This is a genomic window from Acetatifactor sp. (genome assembly GCF_982438285.1).
Genome location: NZ_CEWDFQ010000045.1, coordinates 1 through 13,615 on the forward strand (window position 1 = coordinate 1; position 13,615 = coordinate 13,615).

Below are 13,615 nucleotides of genomic sequence, written 5' to 3' on the forward strand. Positions count from 1 at the left end.
ATATTATAGTAGAGAAAGAAGCCAAGGGTTTGCGTCAGTGCTGCCGCCGTAAATCTGGCATATGGAGAGGGCAGCGCAGAAACGAGGAGAAATATGAGGGAAAAGGAAGAGATCAGCACACGGGATGTGGATGCCCTGATCGCCCTGCTGGACGGCTATGCGGCTGCTGAGGGGAGCAGACTGAAGCTGGAGGTGGTGGAAGGGGCGGGAGAAGTGATTTCCCGCAGCTATCATCACGGCCGCTGTGATGTGGGAAGTCCGTGGGCGAGAGGGGAGGCCTTTGATGTTTTGGAAGAGGAAGCAGATTAACTGGAAGGCCCAGATAACCGCCAGTTTGAAAATAGCCGCCGCCGCAGCGATATCCATCGGGCTTGCAGGAGAGCTTGGACTGAAATATTCCGCTACGGCAGGCATTATTACGGTTTTGAGCATTCGTAATACCAAGCGGGAAACCTTAAAAAGCGCGGTTAACAGAGGGCTTGCTTTTTTGTGTGCCCTGGCGCTTTCGGCGGTGTGCTTTGCATTGCTGGACTACACGCTGTGGGCTTTTGCAGTCTATCTGCTGCTGTTTGCCTTTCTATGCCTGTGTCTTGGCTGGGGAGAGGCCATTGCCATGGATTCTGTATTGATCACCCATTTTCTGGGAGAGAGGTCCATGGCGCCGGAAATGCTTTGCAACGAGGTCCTTCTGTTTGTAATCGGTGCAGCAATGGGCATTTTGGTGAATCTGCATCTTCACAGAAAGGAGGGAGAATTTGTAGGTCTGGCAGACGAGGTGGATGGGCAGATCAAGGGAATTCTGCACCGCATGTCCTTGTGGCTTCCTAAGGAGGACAAAAGCGCTTATGATGGGGACTGCTTTGGAAAGCTGGAGAAGGCGCTGGAGAGGGCAAAGCTCTGCGCAGCTTCCAATTATAACAATGTGTTATTTGACAGAGACAGCTCCGAGCTGGATTATATCCGGATGCGCGAACAGCAGAGCGTTCTGCTGAAAGAGATATATGCCAATATCAAAGCCATTGCTTATCTGCCAAAACAGGCAAGGCAGGTGGCAGAGCTGATAGGAGAGATTGAGCGGGACTATCACAAGGAAAACACAGTGGAAGGACTGCTTGACAGTCTGGATGAGCTGCTGCTTGAGATGAAGGGGCAGAAGCTGCCCGAAAGCAGAGAGGAATTTGAAGCCAGAGCTATTTTGTTTTATATTTTAATGCAGCTGAAAAACCTGCTGGAATTGAAAAGGGAGTTCGTTTTAAACAAAATTGATGATGCGCAGAAAAATGCGCAGGAATGAGGTGAGGTATGGCGAGATTTGTACAGGATCTGGTGTTGAATAAGCCGGACGACTTTGTGTATTTTATTATGAATGATTATTTACAGAAGAATGGTTTTGCTATGTCTGATTGGAAAGGGGAATCCGCATACAAGGCGGGAGATGGTGTGATAGAGGGCTATAAGTATTTAAAATGGTCCTACGCAAACGGAGTATTTCATCTGGAGGCATGGCTTAAGGGAAACTTTGGCGGAGAATGGGATTTGGACGGCTTTGTGGGCTGCCTTATGAAAAAGCCTTATAAGGCTAATATCATGGAGCTTTTGAACGTTTTGCAGCAGCCTCTCCCTCAGCAGCCCATTTCCACAGGAAACCAGACGCCAGGAGGAGAGCAGGCTCAGGAGGCGGCTGCCCAGGGAGGCCAGGCGCCCTTCCAGAACGGCCCCATGCCGAACGTGATTCCGGTAAAAACCGTAGATCACTACAAGGCGGCGCAGACTGCTCTGATATTGGGTATTTTATCTATCGTGATCGGCCTCTTTATTCCCCTGGCCGGAATAATTCTCTCTTGTATTGGCTTTTCCAGGGCAAGGATGGGGCAGTCCTCCAGCAAGGCAGACATGGCAAAGGCCGGGAAAATCTGCTGCATTGTGGGAATTGCGCTGAGCGCAGGAATATGGCTGCTGAATCTGTTTTTGTCGGTGCTGCAGGTGGCCCTGTTATAAAACAAGGTGGATACCGGGGTAGAGATGTGGATACCGGGGCAGAGATGAAGCTTGACAAAAACGATGCCATGCACTACAATCACATACATAATGAAAAGACTGTGAAGAGGGTTAGTACGGACGGGAAGCTTCCCAGAGAGAAGACGTGGCATGGAAAATGCGGCTGAGAGGTCTTTAAGCGGAGGGTCCGGAACCTGCCTTGGAGTCCTGTATGAAAATGCAGCGTAAGCCGGCGTTAACGGCAAAAAGCCGGATGCAGACTGCATCAATTAGGGTGGTACCGCCGAGCCTTCGGTCCCTTTCTGGGACCGGAGGCTGTTTTTTTCGCGAATGAGCAGAGCCTGAAAGCCGAGCGGGCTCCTGCCATGCCAGCATGAGCAGGAGCAGGAGAGGCGTTCAGGCGAGCAACGCGAGCGCCGAACGTCGAAGACGTTTGGAGCCTGCTCAGGGAAAGCAGAGCCTGAAAGCCGAACGGGCGCAGGAGGACACCCTTTGGGACTAATAGGTAATTGTGAAACTCGCTCCCTGGTATCAGAAACTGGGCGTAATAACCAAAATAAGGGTGACTAGCTACTGCTTCAGAACCCGTTTTTGGTTATTATGACCAGGTTCGTGACTTCGCCAGCGAGTTTTGCAAATGCCTATTTGGGGCTAAAAAAGAGAGGAGAAAAAAGATGGCAGAAAAGAAGATGGTTGAGGCGATCACTTCCATGGATGTGGATTTCGCCCAGTGGTACACGGATGTGGTTAAAAAAGCGGAGCTGGTGGGGTATACCAGCGTAAAGGGCTGTATGGTGATCAAGCCTGCAGGCTACGCGATCTGGGAGCTGATTCAGAAGCAGCTGGACGAAAGATTTAAAGAGGCTGGTGTAGAAAATGTGTATCTGCCCATGTTTATTCCCGAGTCCCTCCTGCAGAAGGAGAAGGATCATGTGGAGGGCTTTGCGCCGGAGGTGGCCTGGGTCACCCACGGAGGAATGAACAAGCTGCAGGAGCGGCTTTGTGTGCGCCCCACCTCGGAAACTCTTTTCTGTGATTTTTACAAAAATGATATTCAATCCTATCGTGATCTGCCGAGGGTTTATAATCAGTGGTGCTCGGTGGTGCGCTGGGAAAAGGAGACCAGGCCGTTTCTGCGCTCCCGTGAGTTTCTCTGGCAGGAGGGCCATACGGCTCATGCCACCGGGGAAGAGGCACAGGAGAGGACGCTTAAGATGCTGAACATCTATGCGCAATTTTGCGAGGAGGTGCTGGCAATCCCTGTGATCAAGGGACAAAAGACCGATAAGGAAAAGTTTGCGGGAGCAGTTTCGACCTACACCATAGAAGCGCTGATGCACGACGGGAAGGCGCTGCAGTCTGGAACCAGCCACAACTTCGGGGACGGCTTTGCCAGGGCATTTGGCATTCAGTTTGCAGATAAGGACAATACGTTAAAGTATGTGCATCAAACCTCCTGGGGAATGTCCACCAGACTGCTGGGCGCTCTGATCATGGTGCATGGGGACAACGAGGGCCTTGTGCTGCCTCCCAGGGTCGCGCCTATACAGGTATGTATTATTCCCATTCAGCAGAAAAAGGAGGGCGTGCTGGACAAGGCATATGAATTACGAGACCGTCTGAAGGGAAGCTTCCGGGTAAAGGTTGACGACTCTGAGAAAACCCCGGGCTGGAAGTTTGCGGAAGCGGAGATGAGGGGGTATCCTATCCGGGTGGAGATCGGCCCTAAGGATATGGAGGCCGGAAGGTGTGTGATCTGCCGCAGGGATACCAGAGAGAAAATAGAGGTTTCCCTGGATGAGCTGGAGACAAAGACGGCCCAGATGCTGGAGACCATACAGAGAGAAATGCTGGAAAGAGCAAGAGCGCATAGAGATTCCCATACCTATTGTGCAGCGAATATGGAGGAATTTGAAAGAATCTTTAACGAGAAATCCGGCTTTGTAAAAGCAATGTGGTGCGGCAGTAAAGAGTGTGAGGATAAGATCAAGGAGAAGTTAAGTGTCACCAGCCGCTGTATGCCTTTTGAGCAGGAGCACATCGCCGACACCTGCGTCTGCTGCGGAAGGCCGGCAAAGAAAATGGTTTACTGGGGAAGAGCTTATTGATATAAGACAGGAAGGAGAGACAGCTATGCTTCATAACACATTTGAGATTCAGGTGCAGGGGTCGCTGCCCTATGCAAGACTTATTACGTATATTCAGGAGGATTCGGATGCTATGGCGATCCGGGAAAGGCCTTTGATTTTGATCTGTCCGGGAGGGGGGTATACCAGAACCTCCGACAGGGAAGCAGAGCCAATTGCCTTAAAATTTCTTGCAATGGGATATCACGCCGCAGTGCTTCGGTATTCCTGTGCGCCTGCAGTATTTCCCACCTCTTTGCTGGAACTGGCATCGGCCATGGTGATGATTCGAAACAATGCAAAGCAGTGGCATGTGGACTCTGAAAAAATCATTGTTCAGGGCAGCTCCGCAGGCGGACATCTGGCGGCCAGCCTGGGCATGTTTTGGGATGAGGATTTTGTGGCCCGTGGCATCGGCCTTGGGGAGGCAGACCATGAACTGCTTCGTCCCAACGGCATGATTTTAAGCTATCCGGTGATCACCTCCGGAGAATTTGCCCACAGAGGTTCCTTTGAAAGCCTTCTGGGGGACAGGCAGGAAGAGCTTGGAGAGAAGCTGTCTCTGGAAAAACAGGTGAACGATAAGACGCCTCCGGCTTTTATCTGGCATACCTACACAGATCAGTCCGTGCCGGTGGAAAATTCTCTGCTGCTGGTAAGCGCTTTGAGAAAGGCGGGAATTCCAACGGAGTTTCATATGTATCCCAGAGGCGAGCATGGACTTGCGCTGGCTAACCGTCTGACGCAGACAAACGATGGGCGTGGCATTCAGGAGGAATGTACCTCATGGATCGACCTTGCGCATACCTGGGTGGAGCATTTATTTGAATGATAAAACGGCAGAACCCTATTTTTCAAGGAAAGATGGGCGTTCTGCCGTTTTGTGCGTAATGGGGAAATTCTCGTTGGAGGATGTGACAGCTCGTGTTATACTTGTAGCAGAGGCAGAAGAATAGAGGGTAAATAGATGAACTATATTGTGATGGATTTGGAGTGGAACCAAAGCAGTACGGGACAGGAGGCAGAGGCACAAAAGCTGCCCTTTGAAATCATTGAAATCGGCGCCATTCAATTAAATGACAGCTATGTCATGATCAGTCAGTTTAATGAACTGATCAAACCCCAGGTATATCACGAGCTGAATGAGGTTACGGGACAGCTGATGCACATGGAAATGGAGGAGCTGAACAGAGGAAAGCCCTTCTCTCAGGTGGCGGAGGCATTCTTGAAATGGTGTGGAGAGCAGCCTTATCTTTTCTGCACTTGGGGTGTGCAGGATTTGACTGAGCTGCAGCGCAATATGAAATTTTATAATATGACACCATTGTCGGATGGCCCCATTGCCTTTTTGGATGTGCAGAAGCTGTTCGGAATTGCCTATGAGGACAGAAAGACGAAGCGTTCTCTGGAATATGCCATTGATTACCTGCAGATTGAGAAGGATATCCCTTTTCACAGAGCGTTCAGCGACGCTTATTATACGGCAAAAATTTTTTCGGTGCTGGCGGCAAAAAGTCCTGAACTTTTGCGCAATGTGTCTTATGATGTGTTCAATCCTCCAAGGGACCGCAGGCAGGAGATTAAGACCCAGTTTGACACCTACATGAAGTATATTTCCCGGCAGTTTGACGACAGGGAGGAGATGATGGCCGACAGGGAGGTCAGCTCCAGCAAATGTTATCTCTGCCACAGGAATCTTCGGAAAAAGCTGAAATGGTTTTCGGCTAACGGCAGACACTATTACTGTGTTGCCTATTGTGAAAAGCACGGATATCTGAAGGGGAAAATCAGAGTGCGGAAAACGGATGAGGGAAAATATTATGCTGTGAAAACCACGAAGTTTATTACAAAGGAAGAGGCGGACGCCATAGCCCTTCGGAGAGATCATGTGCGGGAACTGAGACGGCGGCACAGGCACAAGGGAGAGGAGAAAGCAGATAGAGCATGAGAATTGGGAAACTAAATTCAGGGATTATGGCATTAGTCATAATCCCTGAATTTGATAGGATGCTTCTTTTTGCTGCGCCGTTTGGCATCCCGGATTTGAGCCTGTCTCCTTTTTTGAAGGCTCTTGTTTACATTCTGGGGATGCCTGCGGCGTTTTTTCTTGCTGCGCCGCCAGGCAAAGCGGGTATTTCTGTGAGAAAAATGATAATTTTTAAAAAAGGCCCGTAAAAACAGCAGAAGGAAGACGAGGGCTGCTAAGCCTGCAATTCCCAAAATGACCTTTATAATGTTGATGAAAACAAAGGAGGTCTGCTGGGAATCCTCTCCTTCGGCGGACTGGGTATTGTTTCCAAAGGAATAGGTATCTTCCTGCACGGCAGCAAAATCCAGGGAGGCAGAGCCGATAAAAACATCGTGGTAGGTATAAGTAATGACTGCAGCCTGATTTTCCTCCTGTGTTTCATAGGAAATGGAGGAAACCGTATCCTCAAAGTCTGCCGTCTTGGGAAGGACGATATAATCATCCTGATTCAGGGTAAGCAGAGGCTGGGAGCTGCCGAAAATATCATTTTCACTGTAAAAAAATCCGGCGTCATCAATGCTGTACTTTGTTTCTGTCTGTGAAATGTTCACCTTTTCAAAGTTGCTGAAGCCGTACTCAAACAAAGAGATGGTATCCTCGTACTGTAAGGGGCTTTCGTCCTTTAAAACTACACAGATCAGTTTCAGGCCGTTTCGTTCCGCGCAGGACACCAGACAGCTTCTGGCCACGGAGGTGTAGCCTGTCTTCGACCCCACCAGATCCTCATAGGCATATTCCCCTCCCGGAAGCATTTCATTGGAGCTGGATTCCACGATGTTGTCCGGCTGCTTGTCTGAAGGCGGGATACGGAGCATGGTGGTGGTGGAAATGTTGCAGAGCATCTCATTGTCGAAAAAGGCCCGGCCGATCTGAGCCAGATCATAGGCGCTGGTGTAGTGGTTTTCATCGGGCAGACCGTTGGGATTGACAAAATTGGAATCCACACAGCCAAGCTCCCTGGCTCTTTCATTCATTTTTTGGGCAAAGGCATCTGTAGTGCCGCTGATGTGCTCTGCCACCGCATTGGAGACCTCATTCGCCGAGCGGATCAGGATGGCGTTGAGACATTGCTCCATGGTCAGCTCTTCGCCCTCGTCGATTGCGATATGGTTGCTGCTTCTGTCAATGCTGAACACGGCGTTGTGGGAAAAGGTCACAATCTCATCTAAGCTGCATTCCTCTGCCGCAATCAATGTGGTGAGAATCTTGGTAGTGCTGGCGGGATATTCTTTTTCGTGTATGTTTTTTGCGTATAAAACAGTGCCGGTGCCTGCTTCTATGAGGATTGCGGATTCTGCGCTGACAGTGGGGCCCATGGGCCAGTTTTCAATGGTGTTTGACTGCACCTCCATAGCCCGCTGGGCGGCAAGGCGCGCCTCTATTTCGTCCTCTGCAAAGGTCTGTATGCTTTGTGCAAATAAAAGACCTGTAGCCAGAGAACACAAAAGGGATCGTCTGATCAACAGAAAAAAATTGCTGCGTTTTATTTTCATGAACAAATCCTTCTGGAAATTGTAAAATCAACATTTGGGTCTGTAGATTATCATACACCATTTTCAGGGAAAACCAAAGTAAAAATATATATGGAAATATCGTTCATAATTGACAATATCTTCCGGATAAAGTACATTGGTAAGTGTGAAGGAGAAGCATTATGAGATTACGTAACATTACCGGCTCCAGAGAGGCGATTGCTCAAAGCCCCTACGTGGTGAAGGAGGCTGTGCTTGAAAAGTGTCCCGGCACCTGGCACGCTCTGTTTGGCAATTCCAGTCCCATTTATATTGAAATAGGTATGGGAAAGGGCAGATTTATTCATACTATGGCTAAGGAGCATCCTGACATCAATTTTGTTGGAATAGAGAAATATTCCAGTGTATTGCTCCGGGCCATTCAAAAAATGGAAGAGGAGGAGCTGCCCAACCTGAAATTTATCCGGATGGATGCGGAGGATATTGCAAAGGTATTCGGCCCCGGAGAGGTGGACAGAATCTATCTGAATTTTTCCGATCCCTGGCCCAAGGACCGCCATGCAAAGCGCCGCCTGCCTTCCCGGGAATTCCTGGGACGCTATGACGTGATTTTGAAAAAAGAAGGCCGCCTGGAATTTAAAACGGACAACCGGGACTTATTCGATTTTGCTGTGGAAGAGCTTGGGCCAGCTGGCTGGAAGCCCCAGGCAATCACCTATGATCTGCACCGGGACGAGACGCTCATGGAGGGAAACGTGATGACGGAGTATGAGGAAAAATTTTCCGCTATGGGAAACGCCATCTGTAAATATATTATTTATAGATGAGTAAGTAATGCAAAACTTGCTGACAAAGTCACGAACCTGGTCATCATAACCAAAAACGGGTTCCAAAGCAGTGGCTGGTCACCCTTATTTTGGTTATTACGCCCAGCTTCTGATGCTAGAAAGCAAGTTTCGCAGTCACCTGTTAAAAGATGAGAATAAGGAGGAGACTATGGAATTCACATTTACAACTGAAAATTTTGAGCAAGAGGTTTTGAAATCAGAGCTGCCGGTTCTGGTGGATTTTTATGCGGATTGGTGCAATCCCTGTAAGATGATGGCGCCTGTGGTGGAGGCGCTGGCGAAGGAGCTTGCGGGCAAGTGCAAGGTGGGAAAATGCAACATTGATGAGAACCTTCCCGTTGCCCAGAAGTATCGAGTGGCAAGTATTCCCACCTTTATTGTGTTTCAGAATGGACAGCCTGCCAAAACCGTAATGGGCGCAATGCCGGCCCAGGAGCTGCGCAGTCAGGTGGAACAGGCGCTGTAGGATGCGGATGAAGGGAAGGGCAGCTATGGACGGCCAGAAAGAAGGAAACAACAGGCAAAGCACAACCCGGGAGCTGGCAGAGGAGGGCCGAAAGGTCCTGGGCAGCTTCCTGGGGGCTTTTCTCTATGCGGCAGGCATCAACCTGTTTGCAGTGCCTGCCGGGCTTTATACTGGCGGTGTTATGGGTATCTGTCAGGTGATCCGTACCCTGCTGATGGAATACCTGCACTTGGATTTTGGCCAGGTGGATATAGCGGGAATCATCTATTATGTGGTAAATATTCCTATTTTTTTATTGGCCTACAAACGGCTGGGAAGAAAATTTTTCTTTAAGACCCTGGCCACGGTGACTGCGTCCACACTCTTTTTGTCACTGATCCCAGCGGCAGGCCTTGTGCAGGATACCATGGCCGCCTGTGTGGTGGGAGGCATTGTGTCCGGCGCGGGAGTGGGAATCATTCTGCGCATGGGATCCTCCGGCGGCGGAATGGATGTGATTGGTGTTTTGCTGATCAAGAGGAAACGGGATTTCAGCGTGGGAAGGCTGGGCCTTTTGGTCAATCTTGTGCTGTACGGGGCCTGCTTTTTTCTGTTTGATGTGGGAATTGTGGTATATTCCGTTATTTTTGCAGCGGTATATTCTGTGGCAATGGACCGGGTGCATATCCAGAATATTAATGTGGAGGTCAATATTATCACCAAAGCGGACACTGCCTCATTAGAGCGGGAGGTGTTTGAGGAATTGGGCAGAGGCATCACCAAATGGGACGCTTTGGGAGCCTACACCCACGAGAAGTCTCATGTCTTGTATGTGATGCTCTCCAAATATGAGGTGAACCGTCTCCGGGCGATTGTGCATAAGTATGATGATCAGGCGTTTATGGTGGTGAATGAGGGCGTCAGAGTGGACGGCAATTATCTGAAGAAGCTGTAAGGGGGAGAAGGGTTGTTTTGTATTATTGAGCAATAAAAGGATTAGGTTACGATGAGAAGTAAATATCATATATCTGACGCAGAATATGAAGTTTTGAAAATGCTTTGGAAGCAGAAGGAAAGCGTCAGGCAGTCCCAGCTTTTGGAGCTTTTCCAAAAGGAAGGGAAGGAATGGAAAAGACAGACATTAAATACCTTTTTATCCAGATTGGAAGAAAAAGGATTGGTAAAAAGAGAAGGGGGTATGGTTTGCGCATCCCTGGGGGAGGAAGAATTTAAGCTTTGCCAGATGCAGAATGCTTTGGAACGCCTCTATGATGGAAGGATAAGCAGTTTTATTGCGGCTTTCCAAAAGAAGCAGGCACTCAGCAAAGAAGAGGTGGAAGAACTCCGGAAGCTGATTGATTGAGTAAGGGAAAGAAGGGGGAGTATGAAATATATATTGGATATGACACTGACGGGAAGTGCAGTCATGATGCTCTATTTTGGGTGGAAGAAGCTGTTAAAAAGTAAATTAAAGCCCCGTACGGGCTTTTTGCTGCTCAAAGCAGCGGTCATAGGTTATTTATTCCCCTTGCCTTTTTTGAAATTAATTTTGAGATCATTTTTCCAAACACAAATCTTGATTTTTCATCACAAACACCCAAAGAAGCTTTATTAAGCTTTGCCAAAAAAACACAATGCTGTATGACGGCGAAAGCTATCATCTAAACCCTGCGTTTCAATTTCGGCTGTTTACGGCGTTTATTTGGGGCGCTGTAGTATCAGCGGTGATTTTATTTCGAATGTTCCAATATTGCCGGAGGAAAAAGGCATTCCTGCAATGCGCAGCCGCTGCGCCCTGGGAGGATGCTTTTTTAGCAGACGGGCTGGCGGCAAGGTATAAAGTCAGACGCCATATTTTCCTGCAAAAGGCTCAGGAAAAAGGAGATTTCCAGAAAAGAACAAAGGAAGCTTTTACCCTTGGCGGTTTCAACCCCATTATTTTTTATAGAAGCCTGTCAGATGGCAGGGATAAGGAGATGGTGCTGCATCATGAGATCATACATATTAAAAGATGGGATATGGCTTGGAGGATGCTGGCTTCTTGCGCTGTGGCAGCGCACTTTTATAATCCCTTTGCATGGCGGCTTGTAAAGGAACTGGAAAAAATGTGTGAAATGCCGGAAAAGAAAACGAAAATTATCAGAAAATAATATGCAGGATTGCAATCCTTTTCGTGGCTTTTCTGAACGGGTTTTTGCTTTTTTCAAAAAAGGACATACAGCATTATATGGGAGATATGAATGAAGAAGAGGTAGAAGTGTTTTTTCGGACAGATTATGTATTTGTCCCGGATGTTTTAAAGGAGGATGCGGAAATTCCTTTTTCTATGGCTGAGGCAGAACAGTATTCCAAGTTTTATGATTTACGGATCATGGGCTCAGATTCCTCTTATATCTATTTGAACCAAAATTTAAAATGCGAATTATGCAGCCAAAAGCTTCTGGAGGGGATAGCAGGAACGCATTACAGGGATGATGATGGAATATGTACGGTAGAATACTACGAGGCGCAAATCTGTTTAGATTGCCATAAAGGAGAAATGGGACATAAAAAGAGCCAGTTATCCTTCAAGGAGTGCCCTCACGATTGAATCCCTCACGATTGACCATATTTTGTTTATTGACACTCACCGCCTCCTATGGTATGCTTTATGTGACTACAAAACATAGTCAAATATTGATATGAGGTGAAATATGGGAAAAACAATGTGTGCACTGTTTTTGCTTTCGGCGTTTCTGCTCACGGCCTGCGGCAGTGAAGAAAGGGCTGAGACAAGGGATGTGAAGGAAGCCTTTGTGGAAATGTTTTTTACCTCGGATTATCAAAAACGTTACAGCGCAATGAGCCAGGAAGCAGACTGGGCTGAAGAATATTATCAGGACTTTTCTGAAGTTGCCACACAAGAATGCCTGGGACATATGATTGCCAATAGAGAGCCGTTTAAATACGACAAGCTGGCAGAAGAAAACGGAGAGAAGATCACAGTGGAATCGGTATCCTTTTCTGTATATGATCAGGAAAATAAGGTATATACCTTTGAGGCCCTTTTGAAAAGTACAGGAGGCGCCAGCAAAACCTGCCAGGTGAGCGGACAGATCACGCTGCAGGAGGAAGAGGGGAAGGAAAAAGTTTCTCATCTTTACATTGGCTCTTATGAGGAAACGGAATAGGGAAACAATGAGGGCGTACCCGGGACGAGGTTTATCTCGCCCTGTGGTACGCCCTTTTAGCCTGGTGTTGTGTCGGAGAGGCCAGGTTTGGGGAAATGTGTGCGTCAATCGTTTGCTTTGTGCAGGAGCCTGAGTTTAAAGGCCCGGATGTTGGCCGCATATTTGCTGGTCATGATCACACCCACGATCATCATTCCCAGTGTAATGCCCAGGCATAAGCCGCCTGCAAAGTTATCTGCGTTATCGGTAAAAAACAGTATCATATAGATAACTGCAGCGATAAGACCTGCGATAAACAGCAAGTGCATATGCTTTGTTAATTTTCTTTTTTCTTCATTACTGTAATCGGCAACCTTTAACACGGTTTCTTCCAATTCTCTATCCATTTTTTCAACCTTCCTTTCACCGTCTAATAACTCACGAAGGTCCACATTAAAATAATCGGCCATTTCCATAAGAATGTCTAAATCCGGCAGATTATTTCCTGTTTCCCATCTTGAAACAGTCCTGCGGGACACGCTGAATTTTTCTGCCAGCTGTTCCTGCGTAAATCCAATTTCTCTGCGAAGCTCTTTGATAAAGCTCCCTGTTTTTAGCTGATCCACGGCTTTTAACCTCCTTTCAAGGATAGCATACTGCCTGACGTATCTTATTTACAGGACATAAAACGCGCAATTTCCCAAATTTATATATGAGACATGGCGTGTCTGCCGGGGAACGGTCAGGTAAATGTATTTCCAACAGATGACAGTTTTTTAAACAATCAAAATTTAACATATCTCTGATTTCTGCTGTTAGGCTTATCGGGAATTGTCATACGGATAAGATTCCTAGCTATTGCCGGGCGCAGATAATTTCTGCGGAAGCCTTCCTTAGACTTTAAATCTAGTTTTTCCATAAGTGCTTTACTTGTGTAAGGAACATCGTATTCCATGACATGAAGCAGCTTTTTGATATATTCTGAAAGCTGTTCATTATCCTCACTGCTTTGAATAGAAATATCATCCAGAATTTTATCAATCTGTGACAGCATGAATTCAATAAAAATTGTAGATGCCCCATCTGTATGACATTTGGCTATTGCATTGTAATATTCGTCTTGAAACTTCGCAATCTGGCTTTCTATCGGAAAATATTCAAATATCGGCTTCCACTTGGAAAGAATAGCAGAAAAGGTTATTCATTAATTCTGGAACGAGCCGCGCAGGCGGCGCCATAAAAATACACTGATCACCGTTAAATACACCTTCCTCACCTCGACGAAATGCACCGAATTCTTCCACGATATATTTTGTCATAATGCCGTGGAATTGCTTTAGGTCTTTGATGCTATATGGATTTATTTCAGACAATCGTTCATAAGCGGCATAAGCATTTTTGACTTCCTGAATTTCTTTTTGTTCTCCCAGTACAGTTTTTCCGTTAATAACATCCCTGACCTGTCCCAAAGAGAGCGAATTCGCTTCAATTTTAAGGGAAGAGTGGATGGACTTGATGCGGTTGTCTCTGTTTACTTGCGTATTAACT

Annotated in this window: 18 protein-coding genes and 1 other annotated feature; of the genes, 14 read left to right on the forward strand and 4 right to left on the reverse strand. The window is 47.4% G+C overall.

Going from position 1 to position 13,615, the window contains the following annotated elements; genetic code table 11:
• Nucleotides 1-93: 93 nt before the first annotated feature.
• The 6 genes from AC1WIP_RS03800 to AC1WIP_RS03825 all read left to right on the forward strand — a co-directional run bounded on the left by AC1WIP_RS03800 (nucleotide 94) and on the right by AC1WIP_RS03825 (nucleotide 6,072).
• Nucleotides 94-309 (forward strand): hypothetical protein, encoded by a 216-nt coding sequence (locus AC1WIP_RS03800; RefSeq protein WP_481140564.1) that lies wholly within the window; start codon nucleotides 94-96, stop codon nucleotides 307-309.
• On the forward strand, nucleotides 284-1,294 hold the full coding sequence (locus AC1WIP_RS03805) for an aromatic acid exporter family protein (protein WP_481140565.1): 1,011 nt from the start codon (nucleotides 284-286) through the stop codon (nucleotides 1,292-1,294). Before AC1WIP_RS03800 ends, AC1WIP_RS03805 begins: the two co-directional genes overlap by 26 nt.
• A gap of 8 nt (nucleotides 1,295-1,302) precedes the next feature.
• Complete coding sequence (locus tag AC1WIP_RS03810) at nucleotides 1,303-1,998, forward strand: hypothetical protein (protein ID WP_481140566.1); 696 nt, start codon at nucleotides 1,303-1,305, stop codon at nucleotides 1,996-1,998.
• Nucleotides 1,999-2,090: 92 nt separating this feature from the next.
• Nucleotides 2,091-2,301 (forward strand) — a binding site (T-box leader).
• A gap of 371 nt (nucleotides 2,302-2,672) precedes the next feature.
• The gene (proS, locus tag AC1WIP_RS03815; RefSeq protein WP_481140567.1) at nucleotides 2,673-4,106 is read left to right on the forward strand and encodes a proline--tRNA ligase; all 1,434 of its coding nucleotides are present in this window, start codon (nucleotides 2,673-2,675) and stop codon (nucleotides 4,104-4,106) included.
• Between the two features lie 25 nt (nucleotides 4,107-4,131).
• Complete coding sequence (locus AC1WIP_RS03820) at nucleotides 4,132-4,956, forward strand: alpha/beta hydrolase (protein WP_481140568.1); 825 nt, start codon at nucleotides 4,132-4,134, stop codon at nucleotides 4,954-4,956.
• Between the two features lie 135 nt (nucleotides 4,957-5,091).
• A complete protein-coding gene (locus AC1WIP_RS03825; protein ID WP_481140569.1) occupies nucleotides 5,092-6,072 on the forward strand; it encodes a 3'-5' exonuclease in 981 nt (326 codons plus the stop codon).
• 32 nt (nucleotides 6,073-6,104) lie between these two features.
• Here AC1WIP_RS03825 and AC1WIP_RS03830 read toward each other — a convergent pair whose 3' ends face one another.
• Complete coding sequence (locus AC1WIP_RS03830; protein WP_481140570.1) at nucleotides 6,105-7,646, reverse strand: D-alanyl-D-alanine carboxypeptidase family protein; 1,542 nt, start codon at nucleotides 7,644-7,646, stop codon at nucleotides 6,105-6,107.
• Nucleotides 7,647-7,807: 161 nt separating this feature from the next.
• Here AC1WIP_RS03830 and trmB point away from each other — a divergent pair, with 161 nt between their 5' ends.
• From trmB to AC1WIP_RS03870, 8 genes are all read left to right on the forward strand, one after another.
• Entirely contained in the window at nucleotides 7,808-8,452 is a 645-nt protein-coding gene (gene trmB, locus AC1WIP_RS03835) for a tRNA (guanosine(46)-N7)-methyltransferase TrmB (RefSeq protein WP_481140571.1), read from the forward strand.
• Nucleotides 8,453-8,621: 169 nt separating this feature from the next.
• Nucleotides 8,622-8,939: a thioredoxin gene (gene trxA / locus AC1WIP_RS03840; RefSeq protein ID WP_481140572.1), complete on the forward strand. Its 318-nt coding sequence runs from the start codon at nucleotides 8,622-8,624 to the stop codon at nucleotides 8,937-8,939.
• Nucleotides 8,940-8,964: 25 nt separating this feature from the next.
• Nucleotides 8,965-9,873 (forward strand): YitT family protein, encoded by a 909-nt coding sequence (locus AC1WIP_RS03845; protein WP_481140573.1) that lies wholly within the window; start codon nucleotides 8,965-8,967, stop codon nucleotides 9,871-9,873.
• Nucleotides 9,874-9,924: 51 nt separating this feature from the next.
• Complete coding sequence (locus AC1WIP_RS03850) at nucleotides 9,925-10,281, forward strand: BlaI/MecI/CopY family transcriptional regulator (RefSeq protein ID WP_481140574.1); 357 nt, start codon at nucleotides 9,925-9,927, stop codon at nucleotides 10,279-10,281.
• A 21-nt stretch (nucleotides 10,282-10,302) separates the two neighbouring features.
• Nucleotides 10,303-10,533 carry a hypothetical protein gene (locus AC1WIP_RS03855; protein WP_481140575.1) on the forward strand — a complete coding sequence of 77 codons (231 nt, stop codon included), beginning with the start codon at nucleotides 10,303-10,305 and terminating at the stop codon, nucleotides 10,531-10,533.
• A 19-nt stretch (nucleotides 10,534-10,552) separates the two neighbouring features.
• Nucleotides 10,553-11,068 carry a M56 family metallopeptidase gene (locus tag AC1WIP_RS03860; protein ID WP_481140576.1) on the forward strand — a complete coding sequence of 172 codons (516 nt, stop codon included), beginning with the start codon at nucleotides 10,553-10,555 and terminating at the stop codon, nucleotides 11,066-11,068.
• An 86-nt stretch (nucleotides 11,069-11,154) separates the two neighbouring features.
• Nucleotides 11,155-11,508 (forward strand): hypothetical protein, encoded by a 354-nt coding sequence (locus AC1WIP_RS03865; RefSeq protein WP_481140577.1) that lies wholly within the window; start codon nucleotides 11,155-11,157, stop codon nucleotides 11,506-11,508.
• Nucleotides 11,509-11,611: 103 nt separating this feature from the next.
• The gene (locus tag AC1WIP_RS03870; protein WP_481140578.1) at nucleotides 11,612-12,088 is read left to right on the forward strand and encodes a hypothetical protein; all 477 of its coding nucleotides are present in this window, start codon (nucleotides 11,612-11,614) and stop codon (nucleotides 12,086-12,088) included.
• A 104-nt stretch (nucleotides 12,089-12,192) separates the two neighbouring features.
• Here the strand turns inward: AC1WIP_RS03870 and AC1WIP_RS03875 are convergent, their stop codons facing one another.
• The 3 genes from AC1WIP_RS03875 to AC1WIP_RS03885 form a co-directional block, all read right to left on the reverse strand.
• Nucleotides 12,193-12,693: a helix-turn-helix domain-containing protein gene (locus AC1WIP_RS03875; RefSeq protein WP_481140579.1), complete on the reverse strand. Its 501-nt coding sequence runs from the start codon at nucleotides 12,691-12,693 to the stop codon at nucleotides 12,193-12,195.
• 158 nt (nucleotides 12,694-12,851) lie between these two features.
• Nucleotides 12,852-13,121 carry a Fic family protein gene (locus AC1WIP_RS03880; protein WP_481140580.1) on the reverse strand — a complete coding sequence of 90 codons (270 nt, stop codon included), beginning with the start codon at nucleotides 13,119-13,121 and terminating at the stop codon, nucleotides 12,852-12,854.
• Between the two features lie 103 nt (nucleotides 13,122-13,224).
• Nucleotides 13,225-13,615, reverse strand: a 391-nt coding sequence (locus tag AC1WIP_RS03885; protein ID WP_481140581.1) for a Fic family protein, incomplete at its 5' end; no start/stop codon positions are given.

Coding starts and splice junctions, on each gene's coding strand:
- AC1WIP_RS03800 (WP_481140564.1), top strand. CDS start 94: ATGAGGGAAAAGGAAGAGATCAGCACACGGGATGTGGATGCCCTGATC.
- trmB (WP_481140571.1), top strand. CDS start 7,808: ATGAGATTACGTAACATTACCGGCTCCAGAGAGGCGATTGCTCAAAGC.
- proS (WP_481140567.1), top strand. CDS start 2,673: ATGGCAGAAAAGAAGATGGTTGAGGCGATCACTTCCATGGATGTGGAT.
- AC1WIP_RS03805 (WP_481140565.1), top strand. CDS start 284: ATGTTTTGGAAGAGGAAGCAGATTAACTGGAAGGCCCAGATAACCGCC.
- AC1WIP_RS03855 (WP_481140575.1), top strand. CDS start 10,303: ATGAAATATATATTGGATATGACACTGACGGGAAGTGCAGTCATGATG.
- AC1WIP_RS03830 (WP_481140570.1), bottom strand. CDS start 7,646: ATGAAAATAAAACGCAGCAATTTTTTTCTGTTGATCAGACGATCCCTT.
- AC1WIP_RS03810 (WP_481140566.1), top strand. CDS start 1,303: ATGGCGAGATTTGTACAGGATCTGGTGTTGAATAAGCCGGACGACTTT.
- AC1WIP_RS03870 (WP_481140578.1), top strand. CDS start 11,612: ATGGGAAAAACAATGTGTGCACTGTTTTTGCTTTCGGCGTTTCTGCTC.
- AC1WIP_RS03820 (WP_481140568.1), top strand. CDS start 4,132: ATGCTTCATAACACATTTGAGATTCAGGTGCAGGGGTCGCTGCCCTAT.
- AC1WIP_RS03860 (WP_481140576.1), top strand. CDS start 10,553: ATGCTGTATGACGGCGAAAGCTATCATCTAAACCCTGCGTTTCAATTT.
- AC1WIP_RS03865 (WP_481140577.1), top strand. CDS start 11,155: ATGAATGAAGAAGAGGTAGAAGTGTTTTTTCGGACAGATTATGTATTT.
- AC1WIP_RS03850 (WP_481140574.1), top strand. CDS start 9,925: ATGAGAAGTAAATATCATATATCTGACGCAGAATATGAAGTTTTGAAA.
- trxA (WP_481140572.1), top strand. CDS start 8,622: ATGGAATTCACATTTACAACTGAAAATTTTGAGCAAGAGGTTTTGAAA.
- AC1WIP_RS03825 (WP_481140569.1), top strand. CDS start 5,092: ATGAACTATATTGTGATGGATTTGGAGTGGAACCAAAGCAGTACGGGA.
- AC1WIP_RS03845 (WP_481140573.1), top strand. CDS start 8,965: ATGGACGGCCAGAAAGAAGGAAACAACAGGCAAAGCACAACCCGGGAG.
- AC1WIP_RS03880 (WP_481140580.1), bottom strand. CDS start 13,121: ATGCTGTCACAGATTGATAAAATTCTGGATGATATTTCTATTCAAAGC.